The organism is Rothia sp. HMSC072E10, assembly GCF_001813965.1.
Lineage (GTDB): Bacteria > Actinomycetota > Actinomycetes > Actinomycetales > Micrococcaceae > Rothia > Rothia mucilaginosa_A.
In genome coordinates this window covers 284,015-304,816 of sequence record NZ_KV814486.1, presented here as the reverse complement: position 1 = coordinate 304,816, position 20,802 = coordinate 284,015, and the positions used below count along the sequence as shown (strand labels likewise).

At 64.0% G+C, this 20,802-nt stretch carries 16 protein-coding genes; 5 read left to right on the top strand and 11 right to left on the bottom strand.

Annotation, left to right across the window (positions count from 1 at the left end; translation table 11 throughout):
- Positions 1-35: 35 nt before the first annotated feature.
- The 3 genes from guaB to groES form a co-directional block, all read right to left on the bottom strand.
- The gene (gene guaB / locus HMPREF2944_RS02935) at positions 36-1,553 is read right to left on the bottom strand and encodes an IMP dehydrogenase (protein ID WP_049331981.1); all 1,518 of its coding nucleotides are present in this window, start codon (positions 1,551-1,553) and stop codon (positions 36-38) included.
- Positions 1,554-1,906: 353 nt separating this feature from the next.
- Entirely contained in the window at positions 1,907-3,493 is a 1,587-nt protein-coding gene (gene groL, locus HMPREF2944_RS02930) for a chaperonin GroEL (protein WP_049331979.1), read from the bottom strand.
- A 103-nt stretch (positions 3,494-3,596) separates the two neighbouring features.
- A complete protein-coding gene (gene groES, locus HMPREF2944_RS02925) occupies positions 3,597-3,884 on the bottom strand; it encodes a co-chaperone GroES (RefSeq protein ID WP_005505066.1) in 288 nt (95 codons plus the stop codon).
- A 246-nt stretch (positions 3,885-4,130) separates the two neighbouring features.
- On the opposite strand from groES, the gene HMPREF2944_RS02920 reads away from it, so the two are divergent.
- Positions 4,131-5,630 carry a THUMP-like domain-containing protein gene (locus HMPREF2944_RS02920; RefSeq protein ID WP_070680263.1) on the top strand — a complete coding sequence of 500 codons (1,500 nt, stop codon included), beginning with the start codon at positions 4,131-4,133 and terminating at the stop codon, positions 5,628-5,630.
- Between the two features lie 283 nt (positions 5,631-5,913).
- Positions 5,914-7,062: a glutamate--cysteine ligase gene (locus HMPREF2944_RS02915; protein WP_070680259.1), complete on the top strand. Its 1,149-nt coding sequence runs from the start codon at positions 5,914-5,916 to the stop codon at positions 7,060-7,062.
- Positions 7,063-7,162: 100 nt separating this feature from the next.
- On the opposite strand, the gene tsaD is transcribed toward HMPREF2944_RS02915, so the two are convergent.
- The 5 genes from tsaD to alr form a co-directional block, all read right to left on the bottom strand.
- Positions 7,163-8,263: a tRNA (adenosine(37)-N6)-threonylcarbamoyltransferase complex transferase subunit TsaD gene (gene tsaD / locus HMPREF2944_RS02910; RefSeq protein ID WP_070680256.1), complete on the bottom strand. Its 1,101-nt coding sequence runs from the start codon at positions 8,261-8,263 to the stop codon at positions 7,163-7,165.
- A 95-nt stretch (positions 8,264-8,358) separates the two neighbouring features.
- Entirely contained in the window at positions 8,359-8,928 is a 570-nt protein-coding gene (gene rimI, locus HMPREF2944_RS02905; RefSeq protein ID WP_070680253.1) for a ribosomal protein S18-alanine N-acetyltransferase, read from the bottom strand.
- Positions 8,929-9,717, bottom strand: a complete 789-nt coding sequence (gene tsaB / locus HMPREF2944_RS02900) for a tRNA (adenosine(37)-N6)-threonylcarbamoyltransferase complex dimerization subunit type 1 TsaB (RefSeq protein ID WP_070680250.1) — start codon at positions 9,715-9,717, stop codon at positions 8,929-8,931.
- Between the two features lie 122 nt (positions 9,718-9,839).
- Positions 9,840-10,457 carry a tRNA (adenosine(37)-N6)-threonylcarbamoyltransferase complex ATPase subunit type 1 TsaE gene (gene tsaE / locus HMPREF2944_RS02895; protein ID WP_070680247.1) on the bottom strand — a complete coding sequence of 206 codons (618 nt, stop codon included), beginning with the start codon at positions 10,455-10,457 and terminating at the stop codon, positions 9,840-9,842.
- Positions 10,458-10,459: 2 nt separating this feature from the next.
- Positions 10,460-11,794, bottom strand: a complete 1,335-nt coding sequence (gene alr / locus HMPREF2944_RS02890) for an alanine racemase (RefSeq protein ID WP_049343378.1) — start codon at positions 11,792-11,794, stop codon at positions 10,460-10,462.
- 154 nt (positions 11,795-11,948) lie between these two features.
- On the opposite strand from alr, the gene HMPREF2944_RS02885 reads away from it, so the two are divergent.
- The 3 genes from HMPREF2944_RS02885 to HMPREF2944_RS02875 all read left to right on the top strand — a co-directional run bounded on the left by HMPREF2944_RS02885 (position 11,949) and on the right by HMPREF2944_RS02875 (position 16,209).
- On the top strand, positions 11,949-13,286 hold the full coding sequence (locus tag HMPREF2944_RS02885) for a glycosyltransferase (protein ID WP_070680244.1): 1,338 nt from the start codon (positions 11,949-11,951) through the stop codon (positions 13,284-13,286).
- A 65-nt stretch (positions 13,287-13,351) separates the two neighbouring features.
- Positions 13,352-14,134 carry a phosphatase gene (locus HMPREF2944_RS02880; RefSeq protein WP_070680241.1) on the top strand — a complete coding sequence of 261 codons (783 nt, stop codon included), beginning with the start codon at positions 13,352-13,354 and terminating at the stop codon, positions 14,132-14,134.
- Positions 14,135-14,727: 593 nt separating this feature from the next.
- Positions 14,728-16,209 carry a sugar transferase gene (locus HMPREF2944_RS02875; protein ID WP_070680238.1) on the top strand — a complete coding sequence of 494 codons (1,482 nt, stop codon included), beginning with the start codon at positions 14,728-14,730 and terminating at the stop codon, positions 16,207-16,209.
- Positions 16,210-16,424: 215 nt separating this feature from the next.
- Here the strand turns inward: HMPREF2944_RS02875 and HMPREF2944_RS02870 are convergent, their stop codons facing one another.
- From HMPREF2944_RS02870 to glmS, 3 genes are all read right to left on the bottom strand, one after another.
- Complete coding sequence (locus tag HMPREF2944_RS02870; protein ID WP_070483663.1) at positions 16,425-18,011, bottom strand: bifunctional ADP-dependent NAD(P)H-hydrate dehydratase/NAD(P)H-hydrate epimerase; 1,587 nt, start codon at positions 18,009-18,011, stop codon at positions 16,425-16,427.
- A 92-nt stretch (positions 18,012-18,103) separates the two neighbouring features.
- A complete protein-coding gene (locus tag HMPREF2944_RS02865) occupies positions 18,104-18,544 on the bottom strand; it encodes a holo-ACP synthase (RefSeq protein ID WP_070680235.1) in 441 nt (146 codons plus the stop codon).
- A gap of 250 nt (positions 18,545-18,794) precedes the next feature.
- Positions 18,795-20,678 (bottom strand): glutamine--fructose-6-phosphate transaminase (isomerizing), encoded by a 1,884-nt coding sequence (gene glmS / locus HMPREF2944_RS02860; RefSeq protein WP_070680232.1) that lies wholly within the window; start codon positions 20,676-20,678, stop codon positions 18,795-18,797.
- Positions 20,679-20,802 lie beyond the last annotated feature (124 nt).

The window sequence follows — 20,802 nt, the reverse complement described above, 5'->3', positions numbered from 1 at the left end:
CACGCCGTGCGGCGAATCATCGTTGGTGATGCGTCTTAGCGACGGTAGTTCGGTGCCTCAACGGTCATCGTGATGTCGTGCGGGTGCGATTCCTTCAGGCCCGCGGGGGTGATGCGCACGAACTGTCCCTTGTTCTTGAGCTCTTCGATGGTGCGCGAACCGACGTAGAACATGGTCTGGCGCAGGCCACCTTCGAGCTGGTGAATCACGGCGGAGAGCGGGCCGCGGAAGGGAACCTGACCCTCGATGCCCTCGGGAATCAGCTTCTCCTCGCTGGATACGTCGGCCTGGAAGTAACGGTCTTTCGAGAAGGACTTGTGACGGCCGCGGGTCTGCATAGCGCCCAGCGAACCCATGCCGCGGTACGCCTTGAACTGCTTGCCGTTCACGAGAATCAGGTCGCCGGGGGATTCGGTGGTGCCGGCCAGCAGGGAGCCGAGCATCACGGAGTCAGCGCCGGCCACCAGGGCCTTGCCAATCTCACCGGAGTACTGCATACCGCCGTCGGCAATCACGGGAACACCGGCGGGGATAGCTGCCTTAGCGGCCTCGTTGACCGCGGTCACCTGGGGCACGCCCACGCCCGCAATGATGCGGGTGGTGCAGATGGAGCCGGGGCCCACGCCAACCTTCACGGCGTCGGCGCCGGCGTCAATGATGGCCTGAGCACCCTGGCGGGTTGCGGCCTGACCGCCGATAACGTCCACGTGTGCGGCGGCGGGGTCCTTCTTCAGGCGGGCAATCATGTCCAGCACGCCCTGGGAGTGGCCGTTTGCGGTATCCACGAAGAGGGCGTCCACGCCGGCCTCGACCAGGGTCATGGCGCGCTCGTAGCCGTCACCGAAGAAGCCGATAGCGGCACCTGCGCGCAGGCGGCCGTCCTCGTCCTTGGTGGCGCGGGGGTACTGCTCGGTCTTCACGAAGTCCTTGAGGGTGATCAGACCGGCCAGCTTGCCTGCCTCGTCCACGAGGGGCAGACGCTCAATCTTGTTGTGGGAGAGCAGGGCGAAAGCCTCGTCCTTGGAAACGCCGGGGCGGGCGGTCACCAGCGGCATGGGGGTCATGATGTCGCGAACGCGGATGTTCTCGAAGTCGCCGCGAGACATGTAGCGGATATCGCGGTTGGTGATGATGCCTTCCAGCACGCCCTCTTCGCTCACGACGGGCAGGCCGGAGACGCGGTAGTAACCGCACACCTCGTCGTACTCGGCGATGGTGGCGTCCGCGCCGATGGTCACGGGGTTGATAATCATGCCGGATTCGGAACGCTTCACGCGGTCCACGTGTGCGGCCTGGTCCTCGATGGAAAGGTTACGGTGAATCACGCCGAGACCACCCAGGCGCGCCATGGCGATGGCCATAGCGGAATCGGTCACGGTGTCCATTGCCGCAGAAATGATGGGGATGTTCAGGTTAATGCGCTTGGACAGGCGAGTGGAGGTGTCAGCCTCGGAAGGAATGACGTCGGTGTTGCCGGGCAGCAGCAGCACGTCATCGTAGGTCAGGCCGGTGAAGCCGAAGGGATCCTCGGACAGAGCGGTGGGGATGGTCATTGTCTACCTTTCGGATGGTGTGCTTCGCCGGTGCGATTTTGCCGTGGGGAAGCGCTTTATACGGTGTCGCGGTATGTACCCCACTCCCCCGGCGCGAGTACCGGGCGGAGGCCCACGCGGGTTCTGAGCGGGCGCGTCCGCCGGATGCTCCGGGGAGGGTGCGGAAACGGACAGTCTACCTTCTATGATAAGCCGCTTAGGGTTTCTTCGCTCGGAAGATACCGAGCCGCCCGAAGAATGGCGGTGGGCACGGGGTTCTTGCACGCGAAGACCCCGATGCTGCGGCGTTGAGGGGATAGCTAGTGCCCGGTACCGCCTCCAGTTCAGGGGGCAGTACCGGGCACACACACTATTTAGTCTTCTTCAGTTTCTTCGGGCTTCTCAACCACCAGGGTCTCGGTGGTCAGCACCAGAGCCGCGATGGAGGAGGCGTTCTGCAGGGCCGAACGGGTCACCTTCACCGGGTCAATCACGCCGGCCTCAATCAGGTCGCCGTACTCGCCGGTCTTGGCGTTGAAGCCGTGACCCACGGGCAGCTCGGAGACCTTGGAAACGATGACGTAGCCGTCCTCGCCGGCGTTCTCCGCAATCCAGCGCAGCGGCTGGACCAGGGCGCGGCGAACGATCTGCACGCCCACGTTTGCGTCGTGGTTATCCAGCTCCAGGCCGTCCAGCGCCTTCAGCGCGTGGACCAGCGCGGAACCGCCACCGGAGACGATGCCCTCTTCCAGAGCTGCACGGGTGGAGGAGACAGCATCCTCGATGCGGTGCTTGCGTTCCTTCGCCTCAACCTCGGTTGCGGCGCCGACCTTGATGACGCCCACGCCGCCGGCCAGCTTAGCCAGGCGCTCCTTGAGCTTCTCGCGATCCCATTCGGAGTCCACGCGCTCGATTTCGCGGCGCAGCTGCTGCACACGGTCCTCGATGGCCTCGGGGTCGCCGCCGCCGTCCACGATGGTGGTGTGGGACTTGGTCACGGTCACGCGGCGTGCCGAACCCAGGTGCTCCAGGGTGACCTGCGGCAGGTCAATACCGAGCTCGCCGGTCACGACGGTGCCGCCGGTCAGAATTGCCAGGTCCTGCATGATTGCCTTACGGCGGTCGCCGAAACCGGGGGCCTTCAGAGCAACCACGTTGATGGTGCCGCGCAGCTTGTTCACGACCAGGGCGGAGAGCGCCTCACCGTCAACGTCTTCTGCGATGATGGTCAGCGGCTTCTTCGCCTGAACGATCTTCTCGAGCACGGGCATGATCTCTGCGATGGTGGAAATCTTGCCCTGGTAGAGCAGCACGAGGCTGTTCTCCAGCACTGCTTCGCCGCGCTCAGCGTCGGTGACGAAGGAGGGCGAGAGGTAGCCCTTGTCGAACTGCATGCCCTCGGTAATTTCCAGCTCAATTTCGGTGGAGGAGCCGTCCTCGATGGTGATAACGCCGTCCTGGCCGACCTTCTCGAAGGCGCGAGCCAGCAACTCACCAATCTGCTCGGACTGGGCGGAGATAGCGGCGACGTGCGCCACCTCGGGACCCTGCACGGGACGTGCGTTCTCGAGCAGGCGTGCGGAGACAGCCTCCACGGCCGCCTCGATGCCGCGCTTGACGTCGGCGGGAGCCGCACCGCTGGTGACATTGCGCAGACCCTCGTTGACCAGTGCCTGTGCGAGCACGGTTGCGGTGGTGGTGCCGTCACCGGCTACGTCGTTGGTCTTGGTGGCGACTTCCTTCGCCAGCTGGGCGCCCAGGTTCTCGTACGGGTCGTCCAGTTCAATCTCGCGGGCAATGGACACGCCGTCGTTGGTGATGACGGGCGCACCCCACTGCTTATCGAGCACAACATTGCGCCCGCGCGGGCCAAGGGTTACCTTGACCGCGTTTGCCAGCTTATCGACGCCGGCCTGCAGGGACTTGCGGGCGGCATCGTTGAATTCAAGCTGCTTAGCCATGTGTTCGCTACTCCTAGTGCGTCACAGAAAGAAAATGAGGGGGCAGATGATAGCTCATGCGCCGCACCGGGTGAACGGTACGGCGCATGAGTATTCGAAGTGATTAGTCGACGATTGCCAGAACGTCGCGTGCGGAGAGAATCAGGTACTCCTCGCCCTGGTACTTGACCTCGGTGCCACCGTAGCGGGAGAACACGACAACGTCGCCTTCCTTGATGTCAACGGGGATGCGGTTGCCCTTCTCATCCACGCGGCCGGGGCCAACGGCGACAACGCGTGCTTCCTGCGGCTTTTCCTTCGCAGTCTCGGGGATGACCAGACCGGATGCGGTGGTCTGCTCAGCCTGTTCGATCTTGATAACGACGCGGTCTTCCAGCGGCTTGATGGCCATAATCGGTTCCTCCGGATTGTGGATTAACGTTTGGTGCGAGACGGCGGCGCGGTGATGCGCCAGAAGGCCGCCTCGAGTGCTACCTCAACTCTAGTTTCACCGGTGCTTTCGGTCAAGAAAACCCGCCCTCCGCCGGAGCGTTTCACCGCAAGGCGAACAGGGGTCGGCACCGGGTCTAGGGCGGCCCGGCGGGCGGGCTCCGGCAGGGGGCACAACTCCCCGGGCGGAGGCCCGTAAAATGGGGACATGCCCCACACCCCTAACGCATCCCCCGGAGCTCTTCCTACAGAAGAATACCCGCTCGGTTTTTCTCCCGCTCCTCCGCTGCCCCTCAGCGACAACGCGCTCGCGGCGGCCGATGAGCTCTACCCACTGGGCTCCGACACCCTCGGCGCCGTCACCTCCCTGCGTTCACGCGGGTTCAGCCCCGAGGACTCCTCTGCCATCATCTCCCTGGCGCAGGCTCGCACCCGTGCGCGCGCCAAGTTCGGCGAGCGCGCCCGCACGCTCATGCTCACGCAGGAGGCCTCCGAGCAGGCCACCCGCCCGGTGATTGCGCACTACCGCGCCGACCGCCTCGCGCGGGTTCCAGGACTCGTGGCCGACCTGGGATGCGGTATCGGCTCGGATACCGCCGTCTACGCCGCGGCTCGCGGTTCCGCCGTGGCGGTGGAGCTCGATCCGCTGACCGCCTCATTCGCCGCGGCAAACCTGGCATTCTGCCCGCGGGCACGCGTGTACTCGGGCGATGTCACCGCCTACGGCCCCGCCAGCGGTGCAGGCTCGGAGGCTCCCCTCACCGACGGCGCGGGCGCCTCCCCCGCCATTCTGTGGTTGGACCCGGCCCGCCGCGAGCTACGAGGGGCCAAGAAGGCGCAGACGGAACGCCTCTTCGACCCGGAGGCGTTCTCGCCCCCGTTCTCGTTCGTACTGGGCCTGGCGCGCACCGGCATGCCGATGGGTGTGAAGCTGGGACCCGGTTTTCCGCATGAGGGTATCCCCTCCCCCGAGGACATCGCCTCGGAGGAGAACCCCGCCCCGCGCGTTGAGGCGGAGTGGATCCAGTCGGAGGGTTCCCTCGCCGAGCTCGTCCTCTGGTTTAACGCGCTGGCCCAGGAGGGCGTGGCCCGCACAGCAACCTCGGTGCGCGAGCTGTCGGCCGACACGGCATCGCCCGCGACCGAGGCGGCCGGCGAGGTTGCCGACCTATTGCCGCCCTACGAGGCGGTCAGCTTCCGCAGCGCCCTCACGGCAGCTGAGGCTGAGCGGAGCGTGGAGGTTCCGGTGTCCCTGCCGCGGCCGGGTGAGTACCTGCTGGAGCCCGCCCCGGTGATTGTGCGCTCGCACCTGGTGGCGGAGTTTGCGCAGAGCATTGGCGCGCAGCTACTGGACGAGCACCTGGCCTACCTGCGTTCTGCCGAACCGGTGGAGCATCCGCTGGTCGCCTGCTACGAGGTGTTGGAGGAGATTCCCCTGCAGGAGAAGCAGTTGAAGCGGTGGGTGCGCGAGCAGGGTTTTACCGCGCTGACGATTAAGAAGCGCGGCGTGGATATTGTGCCGGAACAGCTACGTGCGCGTCTGCTGGGTTCGGCGGGTTCTAAGCCCGCCAAGAAGAAGCAGAAAAAGAACGCTGATTCTTCTGGTGATGCGCAGGAGTCCTCGTACCGCCCGGCAACGCTGCTCTTCACGCGCATCGGCGCGGGCAGGGACTCGCGCCGCGTCGGCTGGCACGTGCGTCCGGTCTAACCTCCTCCGGCCTTGGGCACCCCAGCCCCGTGCGCCCAACCTCCGGGCCTTCGGGCGGTGAGGGTTACACTTCGTGACGATTCGTTACGGTACCGGTTCCGGATTCTGCGTTCGACAGGGCGTTGAGCACCGTCAGACCGTACACTAGATACGGTGCCCGACAACGGTGCTTCCCGCCGGGCCGGTTCTCACCGGCCGGCGCCCGAACGGGCAGAGCCCACCGATATCCGCTTCCGTAGTCGGCACTGTGCACGACACTATTTCCAGACGCAGGAAAGGTCCTATGATCGACTTTGCTTCCTCCCCTCAGTCCACCCTCGGCGTGGAATGGGAGATTGCACTCATCGACCGTGAAAGCGGCGAACTGACCCAGCGCGCCGCCGAGGTGCTCGGCATCCTGCGCGAGCGCCGCCCCGAACTGTTGGAGCCCGCCTCCGACCGGGCACACGTGACCGGGGAATTCCTGGAGAACACCATCGAGGTCATCACCGGCGTCTGCACGACCGTGGCGCAGGCCTGCCGCCAGCTGCAGGAGTTGACCGACACCATTCGCGAGATTACCGACGGGCTGGGTATCGAGTTCTACCCGGCGGGCACGCACCCGTTCTCCCGCTGGTCCGAGCAGCCCGTCGTGGCCAAAGAACGCTATCGGCGCGTCGTGGAGCGCGCCCAGTATTGGGGCCGCCACATGGTCATCTACGGCGTGCACGTGCACGTGGGTGTGGATTCTCGCGATAAGGTTCTGCCGCTCGTTGACGCGCTCACCAACTACGGGCCGCACCTGCTGGCGCTCTCCTGCTCCTCCCCATACTGGGAGGGCATCGACACCGGTTACGCCTCGCACCGCACCCAGCTCTACCAGCAGCTGCCGACCAACGGCCTGCCCTTCCACTTCGACACCTGGGAGCAGTACAACGAGTACCTGGATTCACTGGTGGCGACCGACGTGATTAACGACCCGAGTGAGGACCGCTGGGATGTGCGCCCGGTTCCGCGCTACGGCACCATCGAGATGCGCTATTGCGACGGCCTGGCCTCCCTGCCGGATGTTGCCGCGGTTGTGGCGTTCACCCAGTGCCTGGTAGAGTACTTCTCCCGCCGCATTGAGGCTGGCGACAAGCCCGAGGTGCTCGCCCCCTGGCACGCGCAGGAGAATAAGTGGCGCGTGGCCCGCTACGGCCTGGACGCAAAGATCGTGGTTTCCAACGCGCCGGAGCAGCGCACCTTGCGCGAGGACTTTGAACTGCTGCTGCCCGAGCTGGAGCCGGTGGCCCGCGATCTGGACTGCGAGGTGGAGCTGGCACAGGTGCGCCGCATCCTTGCAGAAGGTACGGGAGCCGACCGCCAGCGTGCAGTGTTCGAGCGCACCGGCTCGATGCGTGAGGTGGCACTAGACGTTGCCGCGCAGTCTCGTGCGCGAGCGCTGCGCTAACCCCTCGCGGGAAGAAAACTTAGATACGTAAAATGCCTCGGCGCAGTCATCATGAGACTGTGCCGAGGCATTTCTACGAGCTTTTTTAGAAGCAGGCAGTTTAGAAGCAGACGGTGGTCACCGGCAGCGAGGAGTCCGTCGTGAAGTCCACGCCCGAAGGCTCGCGGCCCGCGGCAACCAGGCGGGCGCCCAGGGCGGCAACCATCGCGCCGTTGTCGGTGCACAGGGTGAACTTCGGAATGATTAGGCGCACACCCTCGGAGGCGCATCGGGCGGCCAGCAGCTCGCGCAGACGCGAGTTTGCCGCCACGCCACCGCCGAGTAGCAGGGTCTTCATGCCCTGCTCGCGGCAGGCGAGCATCGCCTTCTTGGTGATGACGTCCACGACCGCTTCTTGGAAGGAGGCGGCGATATCAGCAACCGGGACCTCTTCACCGGCGGCTTCGAAGCTCTCAATCACGCGCGCCACGGCGGTCTTCAGGCCCGAGAAGGAGAAGTCGTAGCGATGCTCCCCGGGGTTCTCGGCGGTGCCCATGAATTTGCGGTTCGACAGGCCGCGCGGGAACACGAAGGCGTTGCGGTTGCCCTCGGCGGCGGCGCGGTCAATCGCGGGGCCGCCCGGGTAGTCCAGGCCGAGCAGTCGGGCGACCTTGTCGTAGGCCTCGCCGGCGGCGTCATCCAGGGTTGCGCCGAGCAGGCGCACATCGGAGGTAATGTCGCGCACCTGCAGGATTTCGGTGTGACCACCAGAAACCAGAAGCGCGCCCAGGCCGCCCGAGCCGGCGTTGGCCAGCAGGTCGGAGCCGTCCTCGGTGCCGTTGTCCTCGAGCAGGCCAACGCCAACGTGCGCGACCAGGTGGTTAATGCCGTAGAGGGGCTTGCCGGTGGCGATGGCGAGCGCCTTTGCCGCGGAAACACCCACCATGAGGGCACCGGCCAGACCGGGACCCGCGGTCACGGCGATGGCGTCCACCTCGTCGAGGGTAATGTCCGCTTCGGCGAGTGCCGCCTTGAGGGCGGGAATCATCGCATCCAGGTGGGCGCGAGAGGCGATCTCAGGAATCACGCCGCCGAAGCGCACGTGCTCCTCCATCGAGGAGGAAATGGTGTTGCTCAGCAGCTGCGCGCCGCGCACAATGCCGATTCCGGTCTCGTCGCAGGAGGATTCAATGCCCAACACGAGGGGTTCGCGAGTGCTCATAGTTCGTCTTTCTGTCGCGCGGCCTCACGTCGGCCGCGCGTAGTAATGCTGTGGTGAAGAAAATGGCTGAGGAATGAGGGGGAATACCGTGCTATCTAGAACGCACATTCCATGATAATGGCGTCGGTCCCGTCATCGTAGTAGCGGCGGCGCACGTGAATCTGGCGGTAGCCGTTACGTTCGTAGAGGCGCTGGGCGCGCGGGTTGTCGGCACGCACCTCCAGCAGGATGCGCTCGGCCCCCAGCTCGCGGGCTCTCGCGTGCATCTGCTCGAGCATGGCCCGGCCGAAGCCGTGCCCCTCGTACTCGGGAAGCACACCGATGGTCTGCACGTCAGCGGTATCGGCGACCACCATGGTGCCGCAATAGCCGATAGCGAGCCAGGTATCTTCCCCATCGGTGAAGTACCGTTCGGTAACGGCATCCGGGTCATCGCCCGCCGCGTTCTTCGCGGGGATCTCCAGCAGGTAGTACGTGCGGGTCGGGTGGGTGATTTCCGCAAGGAACATGTCGATGTGCCAGGCGTCAGCGGGGAATAGGGTGGTCTCCATGGCATGCATGGCCTGCACATCGGGCAGCTCAGCCACGCGCAGGCGAGCACCTATGGCCAGACCGTCCCGCACGATGTTTTCAGAGTTCTCAGTGGAGTTCTCGGCTGCGCTCATTTAGCCCTCCCTCTGCCCGACAGTTTGTGCGGTAGCACGTGCGGCCTGCTTCTGCTGGCGGGCCAGCATCGCGGCGGGGATCTTCGCATCGGAGTCACGCAGGTACAGGGCTGAGGTGTCGAGGCTCAGGGCGTTAAGGCCCCGTCGTGCCGCGGCAGCCAGCAGGTACTCGGCGTGGGGGTGGATTCCCTCCCCCGCTTCCACAAGATCCCAGCCCAATTCGCGCAGGGTTTCGGCGTACAGGCCGGCACCGTAGCCGTAGGCGTAGGAGGGGCCCTCACCGGGCAGAATTTCGGAGGCGGGGCTCACGGTCGGCCCGTCCACCAGGCTGTAGCCCTCGGTGTTGACGCGGTAGCGTGCGGAGTAGACCTCGCGGCGGCGCGCATCGGAGGCGACCAGCAGCTCAGCGCCTTCCGCCTCGCCGGCTTCCCCGCCCTGAGCGAATACCCGTTCTTGATAGGCACGCTCGGCCAGAGCGGTCAGACTCATCATGCCGTACACGGGCACGGACCAAGCAAATCCCAGGGCGCGCGCGGTGACAATACCGGCGCGCAAGCCGGTGAAGGGGCCCGGGCCGGTACCGGTCAGGATCGCGTCCAGCTCCTCGCCGCGCACGCCGGCCTCCTGCAGGGCGGCGCGGGTGAAGGGGGCCATGACTTCGGCATGGGAGCGGGTATCTTCGCTCTCGAAGCGGGCCAGAATATCAAAGGAAGCACCGGCTTCGGAGCCGTGCACGCGGGCGAGCGCCACGGATGCGGTGGCGGATGAATCAAGGGCAAGTACTAGCACCCTCCCATTCTAACGCGCACCCGCCGAGGCCCCCGGCGGTGCGCCGGGAGCGATACGCGGTACCCGAGGGGCTCCGGGAGGCTTATCCCTCAGCGGGCCGCCCGCCATATCTGTGCGGGGGGCTACGCCTCGCGGAGCTGGTCGGCGAGCTCCTCGAAGGTACCCTCCCAGCGGGGGCCGAAGGCGCGCACGCGCAGCAGGCGAGGCTCGGGCACATCCGCCTCGAGGTCCTCACCATCCGAGCCGTCCTCGGCTACGCTCTCATCTTCGTCGTCCCAGCTGAATTCCTCCGAGTAGGCAAAGCGCGCATCGGCACCGGTCAGGCGGGTAAAGTCCAGCTCTAGGCGGGAATCGCTCAGGTGCTCGGCCTTGCCGCGACCCCACTCGATGACGGTCACCGAGCGCGGCAGGGAGAACTCCAGGTCCAGGTCGTCGAGCTCCTCGGCGCTGGAGAGGCGGTAGGCGTCCACGTGCACCAGGTCGGGTCCGCCGGGCCGGGGGCCCTCCGGCAGGTTCGGGTGCACGCGGGAGAGCACGAAGGTCGGGGAGATAACGCCTTCGCGCACGCCCAGCCCCTCCCCCAGGGAGCGGGTGAACGTGGTCTTGCCCGCGCCGAGCTCACCGGAGAGTAGGAGCACGTCCCCGGCCTTGAGGTATTCCGCCAGGGCGAGCGCCAGGCGGCGCGTGTGCTCGGGCCCGGTCACGTCCAGGTCGAGGGCGGCGGAGACATACTCAGACATCTTTACCCCTCGCGCTCTTCGTTTGCGGTCTCGGCGGTCTCGGTGCCCCAGAGCCCGTCGAGTTCGGCCTCCACCCAGGAGCCGCCCACGTACACGCGGGGCACGCGGTACGAAATGCGGGTCACGATTTCGTAGTTAATGGTCTGCGCGGCCTCGGCCCATTCCTCGACGGGAGGGTTCTCGCCGGCTCCGAAGAGAACCACCGGGGCTCCCAGGTAGCCCAGAGCGGGGTCGCTCAGGCCCGCCTCGCCCAGGTCGACAACCATCTGGTCCATGGCGATGCGACCCACCACTCGGTAGTTCTTACCCTCCGGTCCCGCGGGGATACGCCCGGCCGCTTCGTCCTGTGCGCCGGGGTAGATGCGCACCGGCGCGTTCTCCGCGATGCGGGGCACGCCGTCGGCGTAGCCGAGGGGCACCAGAGCCAGGGTCGTGGGCTTCTCGGTGTGGTAGCGCAGCCCGTAGGAAACGCCCTGACCTGCGGGAACTTCCTTCACGTTGGCGATGTAGCTGCTCACCGTCATGGCCGGTTCAAGCCCCAGGTCCGCGGAGGTCGCCTCGGGAAGCGGGGAAAGACCGTAGAGGGCCAGGCCGCAACGCACGCCGTCGACGAGCAGGCTCTCGTCGGCCTGCCAGCCGTCCAGGGCGGCGGTCAGGGTTGCGGGAGAGTTGGCCAGGTGCACGAGCTCGGGAGTCAAACCCGCATCCTTCGCCCGGGCGACGAAGCCCTCCAGAACCTTCAGCTGCTCCGCGGTTTCGGAGCGGAGGGGTTCGTCGGCCACGGCCAGGTGGCTGAAGATTCCCTCCACGCGGACCAGGCCCTCGCGTTCCAGCTGGGCGGCGCGGGCCACGAGGGCCGGCCACTCTTCGACCGTGGCGCCGTTGCGGCCCAGGCCGGTATCGGCCGCCAGATGCACGATGGCGCGCTCTCCGGTGCGTTCGGCGGCGGCGGCAACCGCCTCCAGGTCCCAGCCGGAGACGCCCAGGCGAACGCCCTCGCGCAGGGCCGCGTCAAAGTCGGTGGAGGGGGTGTGCAGCCAGGCGATGAGGGGGGCTTCGATACCGTCGGCACGCAGCTCCAGGGCCTCGTTGACGTGCACGAGACCGAGCATGTCGGCGCCGGCGGCCAGAGCGGAACGAGCCACCGGGTAGGCACCGTGGCCGTAGGCGTCCGCCTTGACGATGGCGATGAGCACGCGGGGGCCAATCAGCTCCTTGAGGCGGCGCACGTTGTGCTCGATGGCGTCGAGGTCAATGTACGCGGTGCGTTCCTCACGCTCGGGGGTGCAGGGCGGGCAGTACAGCGGTGCGGCCTGTTGCTCGGAGGGGTGGGTCATGTCCGTCGAGGTCTTTCTCGTGGTGGGTTCTTTCGTGGGCCGCCGTGAGGCGGCTAGTCTGTACTAAATTCTAGACCTCCCGACGTGCGAAAGTCCTGTCGCGATACACTAGGCGGGTAGGTCTTTGCGCTGTGCTATAGAGAGGAAAGCGTCGATGAGTAGCCCCGAGGCAATCCGAACGGTTCACGTGTACTCTATGCACACCGACCCCTTTGCACAGCCCGGTAGCGGGGATGCGGGCGGCATGAACGTCTACATCGCGCAGTCCGTGCGGGCCATGCTCACCATCAATCCTCAGCTGAAGGTCGAGGTTTTTACGCTGAACCGCACCCCGCAGGCTCCCGAACGGGCGCATGTCGAGGACCCCGAGTGGGGTTCGCGCCTGGTACGTCACTACATTGACGTTCCCGCGGCGCGCGAAGCGACAAAGAATGACCTTGCCGAATACCTGGAGGACTTCGCCCAATCCTGCGTCACCCAGGCCATGAATGTTCCCGATGTGGTTCACGCGCACTATTGGCTCTCCGGCTGGGCTGCGGTGCAGGCAGAGGGCGCGTGGAGCCGCAGGCTCTTTCCCGGGCGGGTTCCCGACGGAGCCGACGACTCCGGTAGCTCCGATGGTTCCGGCGAGCATCGCCTCTCGGCCAGGGCCGTCGCAATTTTCTTCACCCCGCACACCACCGCGGCCGCCAAGGATGCGCGGCGCGGCCCGGGCGAGCCCGCCGAACCGCGTATTCGCCACAGCATCGAGAACCGGCTACCGGCCTTCGTGGACGGGTACATTGTGAACACCCCGCTGGAGGCCGAGGAACTGGCGCAAAGCCACCCCAGCCTCTCCGGGCGAATCAGCATTATCACCCCGGGAGTTGATACCGACATCTTCCGCCCGCTCCCCGGCGTTCACCCCGATCACGACACCTCCGAGACCCGGTGCCGCATCGTGTTTGCCGGCCGACCCCAGCCGTTGAAGGGGCCGCACCTGCTCGTGGAGGCGCTCGCCCTGCTCCCCCGGGACATCCAGGTGGAGCTCGATATTATTGGCCGTTCCGAGTCGGACTACGAGCAGCGTCTTCTGGACCGCGCCGCCGAGCTCGGCCTCGCCGATTGGGTTCGACTGAAAGATCCGGTACCGCCGGAGGAGCTCGCCCGCATCTTCCGCAGCGCCGACATCGTGGCCTGCCCTTCCTCGTCTGAGACCTTTGGCCTGGTCGCTCTGGAGGCGCAGGCCTGCGGTGCGGCGGTCCTCGCCTCCGACGTTGACGGCCTGCGTTTTGCCGTGGAAAACCACCGTACGGGTCTGCTTGTGGCGCCCCGCACTGCCGAACGCTGGGCGGTGGCTATCGAACGCCTCGTGCGCGCCCCGTACCTGCGCCACTCCCTGGGGGCGAACGCGGCGGCCCGCGCCCGTTCGATGAGCTGGGAATCCACGGCCCGCAAGACTCTGGACGTCTACGAGACCGCTGTGCCGGTGCCTCGGCCCACTGAAACATAGCCGCTTCGCGAAGCTTACATCACCCTCGACTTTTCTACTTCCACCAATTCCCCAAAGGAGCTTTCATGTCCTTCTCCATGAGCCGCGATGAATTCGCCGCTTACCTGGACTCCGCCCGCATTACCGGCGAGGTGGCAACCCCCCGCGAAAACAACCTGGACCATATTCAGGGTTTCCTTGACGGCAACGAGCACCTCGAGTTTGGCGTGCAGTGGACCCGCGATTGGGACTACGACTCTGTGTTTGAGGTGATGGTTCGCCGCGCCGGTCTGAACCCCGACCGCTCCCACACACACGGCCAGGACACGATCGGTGCGGAGCAGTGCATCAGCGCCCTGGAGGAGTACGCCCGTATCTTCGGTGAGGCGGTGCGCTCCGGCTCCCGTATCCTGTTTGCGACCGGTCACCCGGCGGGCCTCTTCCCAATTTATGCGGTGCTGGCCGCGGCGGCCCGTGCCGCGGGTGCCGAGGTCCTTCAGATTGAAGAGGGCGAGCGTTTCCTGGACGGCGATGTCCGCCAGATTATGGACGTCGTGATGTTTGAGCAATACGGCAACCTGCAGCACACGCACTTCCCCGGCCCGATGCGCATCGCCCTGGACCAGTTGCAGGCCCGCGGCGTGGTCCCCGACCTGGTGGTTTCCGATCACGGCATGGCCGGCTACGCCTCGTCGACTCGCAAGCTGCTGACGATTGGTATCGCCGATTGTAACGATCCGGGCTTGTTCGTGGCCGCGGAGCAGGGGGATCTGCCGGTGTGCGTGCCGATGGACGATAACGTCCCGCCGCGCCGTTACGAGCCGATGATTGATTTCATCCTGGACCGCGTGGGCCTCGAGCGCCCCTAGTAGGTTCTCGCCGTTTTCGTCATGGTTTACCCCGCTGGTCGGGTTGCCGTGTGTAACTCGATACCCCGGATTCGCAGGTTCCCGCCTCGCAAGGTCCGGGGTATCGTTTGTTGTCGCTGTTCCTCGTACTCGACCTACCGCGGACGGGCTTTTACGCTGTTCTGAGAATCCCCTAGGAAAGATGCACGCGGGTGCCAAATATAGCGCCCATCATTTAGTTATCTCCTAGTCGAGAAAGCTTATACATCTTTCGCCCTCTGTGATTGATTTCATCACTATAGGCGACAGATATCGCTATCGTTCTTCGGGACGGAAGACCCATAAACCCGTAGAATAGTTTACGGAACACGTTATTGTGCTTCTGGCTCGATATAACGCTCCATTAGGCGCCTCACCAGCGCCTTTACCGTAATCCCTGCCATTGTTTACTCAGCACGGTTACTGTTCACTCATTCAACAGACAAAGATAAGAATACGGCTCCTTGCACCGATATTTAGGGGTAAATGTGCCTATTCGCCGCTCTCTGTCCGCAGCACAGGACAAATTTCCGGGGAAGATTACACCGTTGAAAGTACAAGATCGTCTCAAAAAAATGTGGGGTGCAGACTTCGTTGTTAAACGAAGCTGGCACCCGAAGGTTCAGCGTGCCCTCTACCTGGGTGATTTTGCATCCATCACCCTGGCGGTTCTCGCTGCCCACCTTATTCGCTTCGGCCTAGAAAACGCAGACCTGCCCTACGTGAATGTCTGGCCCATTAACGTTCTGGACGGCCGAGTGCCCGCTCTGGATTACATTTTCCTGGGCGTCGGCATGATTCTCGGCTGGTGGATTATCCTCCAGCTCAATGGCTCTCGTAGCCTGCGCATCATGGGTTTCGGCACCGAGGAATACCGCCTCATCACTCGCGGCACTACCTACTTCTTCTGCGGGCTTATTATTCTGGCGTTCTTCCTCAAGGTTGACGTCACCCGCATGTACTTGCTGATTGCTTACCCGCTGGGCCTTCTCCTCCTGCTCATCGAGCGTTGGCTGATTCGTCAGGGTCTGGTGCGTTCGCGTACCCGCGGTCGTGCGCTCACTCGCGTCATGATTATTTCTGATGTGACGACCGGTCAGCACCTGTACAAGAACCTGGAGGGCGTGATCGCTTCCGGCCTGTCCCCCGCTGCGTTCTATCTGCCCGGTTTTACCCCCGGCACCACCGTGGCCGGCGCTCCGATTCCGGTGCTCGGTTACAGCACCTCCCCGGCCGATATTATGGATGCTATCCGCGAGAACGATATTCACATGGTTGCTGTTACGAATGGTCACCACTTGAGCCCGGATCAGGTTCGCCTGCTGGGTTGGAAGCTCGCGGACGCCCACATCTCACTGATTATGGCTCCCGCTACGACCGATATCGCCGGCCCCCGTATGCACATGCAGCCGCTGAACGGCCTGCCGCTGGTGCACGTGTCGACCCCGCGCATCACCGGCTTGTCGGCCTTCTTCAAGCGCTCCGTGGACGTCATTGCTTCGGGCCTGGGTCTGATTCTGCTGTCCCCGCTGTTCCTGGTGGTTGCTCTGCTGGTTAAGCGTGATGGTGGCCCGGTCTTCTTCCTGCAGAGTCGTGTGGGTCTGAACGGTGAGCTGTTCAAGATGGTGAAGTTCCGTTCCATGCGCACCGATGCGGAAGAGGTTAAGAAGCGTCTCATGGCGCAGAACGAGGGTAACGGCGTGCTCTTCAAGATGAAGGATGACCCGCGTATTACCCCTATTGGTAAGTTCATCCGCAAGTACTCGATTGACGAGCTGCCCCAGCTGTGGAACGTGTTCATCGGCGATATGTCGCTGGTGGGCCCCCGCCCGCCGCTGGTGGAAGAGGTCGAGCAGTACGAGGACATTGCGTACCGTCGCCTGCTGGTGAAGCCCGGTATTACGGGCCTGTGGCAGGTGTCGGGTCGTAGCGACCTCTCTTGGGAAGAGTCGGTTCGCCTGGACCTCTACTACGTTGAGAACTGGTCGCTGACCGGCGACTTCATCATTCTCCTGCGCACCGTTCGTGCGGTCTTTGCGAAGGAGGGCGCGTACTAAGATACGCCGTGGGTTTTTCCCACCGATGTGTATGCCGCTCTAGAGAGGTTGTCCCGGCACAGGCATCTCGAGCATCGCACGCCGATACGTAAATGCGTAGAAGGGGCGTGAACCCGTTGGGTTCACGCCCCTTCTACGTTTATCTGCCGCCGTATTCATGCTGCGATTGAAAGCCTCAATCGTTTAGGCAGTGGGCCGCGCGGGAGATTCTTTCCCTAATCCGCGAGGAGTCGTGCGATTACCTCCGGCAACATCTGAGCCACTCGAGTGGCGGGTGCAGGCCCATCCAGGGGGTCTGCGGTATTTCCGGTGACGCTGGCTCGGGCGGCCTGACCGTGCAGGTAGACGGCGAGGGCGCCCACTGCGGAGTAGGTGCACACCTCGATGGGCTCGTCGCCGGCGTTGAGCACTGCAATGGTTTGGGCCAGCAGAGCGCCGTAGATACCGGTTAGGGTATCTCCGCTACCGGCGGTGGCCAGCCAGGGGGTTCCGCCGGCCACGCTGTAGGTGGCGCCGTTGGGGGCCGCGATAATCGTGTATCCGCCCTTGAGCATGACGGTTGCGCCGGAGAGCTCGGAGGCGGCACGCGCCCAGCGGAAGGGTTCAGCGTCGATATCGCGGCGGCTGGGCACGATGGCATCCCCCAGATGAGCTTCCCAATCGCTGGGAGCGACCTCGTGCACGATGCGCAGGAAGCGTTCAAGCTCGCCGGCGTGCGGGGTCAGAATCTTGTGGGGTCCGAGGCGCTTACCGGTGGCCAGGTATTCAGCGGCCAGGTCGCAGGCACCGGCATCCAGGATGGCCGGCTCCGGCGCGTGCAGTAGGTAGCGGTTCTTATCCAGCGAGTCGTGGCCGGATCCGGAGCCACCGGCCCATACGGTCACCCGCTGCACTGCGGGGGTTCCGGAGAAGTAGACGGCCTCGGGGTTGTGGGCAATCATGAGCTGGCGTAGCTCGTGGGAGTTCGTGCCAAAACGTACCATACCCACGCCGCAATTGAGCGCGGCGCGCACGCTCATCAGAGCCGCCCCCGGGTACTCGAGGCTTCCGGTGAGCATACCGAGCACCCCGCGGGTGTACTTATGAGAGTGGGCATTGGGGACCTCGAGGGTATCGCGGAAGTCTTGTCGTTCCATGACGCGCATGGCGGGCTTGAAGCGGTTGAGGGCTTCCGGCACACCCAGGGTGTAGAGCTTAACGTCGCCAGCGTGCTCGCTGTGAACGGTTCCGAGCGGTAGCTTACGGCCGATGAAGGTGACGGTGCGGTCAGCGCGCAGAACGGGTTCGTGAACGGTCCCTCGGTTGTTGTCGATACCAGAGGGGGTGTCAACGGCAAGCACTCGGCCGAGGCGGCCCTTCTTCTGGGTTGCGCACAGGGTACGCAGGAACTCCCCCGCTTCTCCTCGCACGGCCCCGCTCGAGCCAGTTCCGAGGATGCCGTCAATGATGAGGTCGTATTCCTTCACCTGTTCCAGGGCTTTGGCGGGGTCGAGCACCCGCGTGCCTTCGCCGCCCTCACGGGCGATAAGCTCTAGGTTCTTTTCGCTGGGTTCGAAGACCACGGCGTCCACACGGTGCCCGTTAGCGCTCAGCCGAGCGCCGGCGTAAACGGTGTCAGATCCGTTGTTGCCCGGGCCAACGAGCAGGAGTACGGAGGCTCCCTGTCGGCCATCGAGCAGGCCAATGGCTTCGGTAGCGACCGCGTCGGCGGCACGCTGCATGAGGTAGCCATCGTAGTCGGGTGCCTCGATGTAGGGCTTTTCCGCTTCGCGAATCTGGGATGCGGTGTAGATAAGCTTCATTGCTGTCTCCTTAGTGGCGGCGGATGGACCGGGGTGCCGCGGGGCGCGGCGGGTGGGACCTGCGGCTAAACGATGGCGCGAAGAATCCTCTTCTACCCCTCGTCAGCGGAGGTTTCGGTGATGACGCTGAGCCGGTAGCTTTCGGGGTTGAACTTCCGCAGGTGCTCCAGCTCGGCGTCGCTCAGATACTCTGCGGTAGCGATGGCAATAGCCATGGGCTCATCGTGGGTGAGTGAAAGGTGGATGCGGTTAATCCCGAGCTTTCGAGCGCGGTCGGCGATAGTACCGCGAATAATGAGGTAGGGCTGCCCGCTATCGGCGGTGGCGACCTCGCAGTCCTGCCAGTTGAGCCCGGCGGGCGCTCCGAGAACCTTGGCGACGGCTTCCTTGGCGGCGAATCGCACAGCTTGGGAACGCACGTTACGGCTTCGCTCGTTGGGGGTGAAAATGCGGCGTACGAAGGCCGGCGTTTCGGTGATGATCCGTTCGAAACGCTCAATATTGACGGTATCTACGCCGATTCCCATGATCATGAGGTACACCTTCCCTTGGCGGGTACTACGGCCGCGGTCGTTGCGGCTTCTCTTGTTTTAAGTCTAGCGAGCTTCCACGCTTCTGTGCGGCTAAGCGTCAAATATGACGCGTTTCAAATCTCCTGACGTTCCTGTTCGGTTACTCTGCGCGTTGTCTTGTACTCGTCATTCGGATAAATGCAAAGGGCGGTGGTTGAGTTCCCTAGGGAACTCAACCACCGCCCAATCGAGCAGCGTTCGAGCCGTGTGATTACTCCACGGTCACGGACTTTGCGAGGTTACGCGGCTGGTCAACGTCCAGGCCCTTAGCTTCAGCCAGTGCGCATGCGAAGATCTGCAGGGGCACGGTGGCCAGCAGGGGCTGCAGCAGCGAGGGGCATGCCGGGACGGTGATGAGGCGGTCTGCGTAGGGCTTGACTGCCTCGTCGCCTTCTTCAGCAATGACGATGGTGAAGGCGCCGCGAGCGCGCACCTCCTGGATGTTGGAGACGACCTTACCGTGCAGGGAGTCGCGTCCGCTTGCGGAGGGAACCACAATAATCACGGGCTGACCCTCGTCAATCAGAGCGATCGGGCCGTGCTTGAGCTCGCCAGCGGCGAAGCCTTCAGCGTGGATGTAGGTGATCTCCTTGAGCTTGAGTGCGCCCTCCATAGCAACGGGGAAGCCCACGTGGCGGCCGAGGAAGATGACGGAGGAGGCATCCTTCATCTCGACGCCCAGTTCCTTAACCGGGGCGTCGTTGTCGATAACCTTCTGAATCTTCTCGGGCATCTGCTGCAGCTCAGAGAGGATCGAAGCAATCTCGTCCTTGTACTTGTTGCCGCGTAGCTGTGCCAGGTACAGACCGAGCAGGTATGCTGCGGTAATCTGTGCCAGGAACGCCTTGGTCGAGGCCACTGCGATTTCGGGGCCGGCGTGGGTGTACAGCGCGGCGTCGGATTCGCGGGGCAGGGTCGAACCGTGGGTGTTGCAGATGGAGATAACCTTTGCGCCCTGTTCGCGTGCGTGGCGCACGGCCATCAGAGTGTCCATGGTTTCGCCAGACTGCGAGAGGGCCACAATCAGGGTCTTCTCGTTCACGATCGGGTCGCGGTAGCGGAACTCGTGGGCGAGCTCAACCTCGGTGGGGATACGGCACCAGTGTTCGATGGCGTAGCGTGCCACCTGGCCCGCGTATGCGGCGGTACCGCAAGCAACCACGATGATCTTGTCAATCGAGCGCAGCACCGAGTCGTCGATGTTCAGCTCGTCGAGGGTCAGATTACCATTCTCATCGAGGCGGCCCATGAGGGTCTGCTCAACGGCGGTCGGCTGCTCGTGGATTTCCTTCTCCATGAAGGAGTTGTAGCCGCCCTTTTCGGCTGCGGCTGCGTCCCACTCGATGTGGAAGGGCTTACCCTCTGCGGGATTGCCCTCGAAGTCGATAATCGAGTAGTCGGTTGCGGTGATGGTCACGATCTGGTCCTGACCCATCTCCACGGCTTCCTTGGTGTAGTCGATGAACGCGGAGACGTCCGAACCGAGGAAGTTCTCGTTGCGGCCCAGGCCAATCACCAGCGGAGAGTTGCGGCGGGGTGCCACAACACGGTCCGGGTGGTCGGCATGGATAGCCAGGATGGTGAAGGCACCCTCGAGGCGGTTGGAGGCGATACGCACGGCCTCGGTGAGGTCACCGGTACCGAGCTTGTTGTAGATGCTTGCGATAGTTGCGGCGGCTACCTCAGTGTCAGTCTGAGAAGTGAACTCCACGCCCTCGGCGAGCAGCTCAGCACGCAGTTCTGCAAAGTTTTCGATAATACCGTTGTGGACGACGGCGAGGCGGCCGTTGTCAACAACGTGGGGGTGAGCGTTGACGTCGGTGGGTCCACCGTGGGTTGCCCAACGGGTGTGACCGATACCAATCTGGGATTCCGGCAGGGGGTGTTCCTTAACCTCGTTCTCGAGGTTCAGGAGCTTGCCTGCCTTCTTACGGAATTCGATACCGTCGGGGCACACCAGTGCCACGCCGGCAGAGTCGTAGCCGCGGTATTCCTGGCGGCGCAGACCTTCGAGGACCACGTCGTATGCGTTGTGGTCAAACTTGTTACTGTCCGGGTCAAAACCCAGACCTACATATCCTACGATTCCACACATGCTATAAGTTTATCTCATGGTCCAGGTTATCCGCGCAGGGTGAAAATCTGTTATTCGTCACGCTGGGAGCCATTTTTCTAACGCATCTTTTATTCTCTTTTGCTGCGTCCTCCCTTATTTCTTT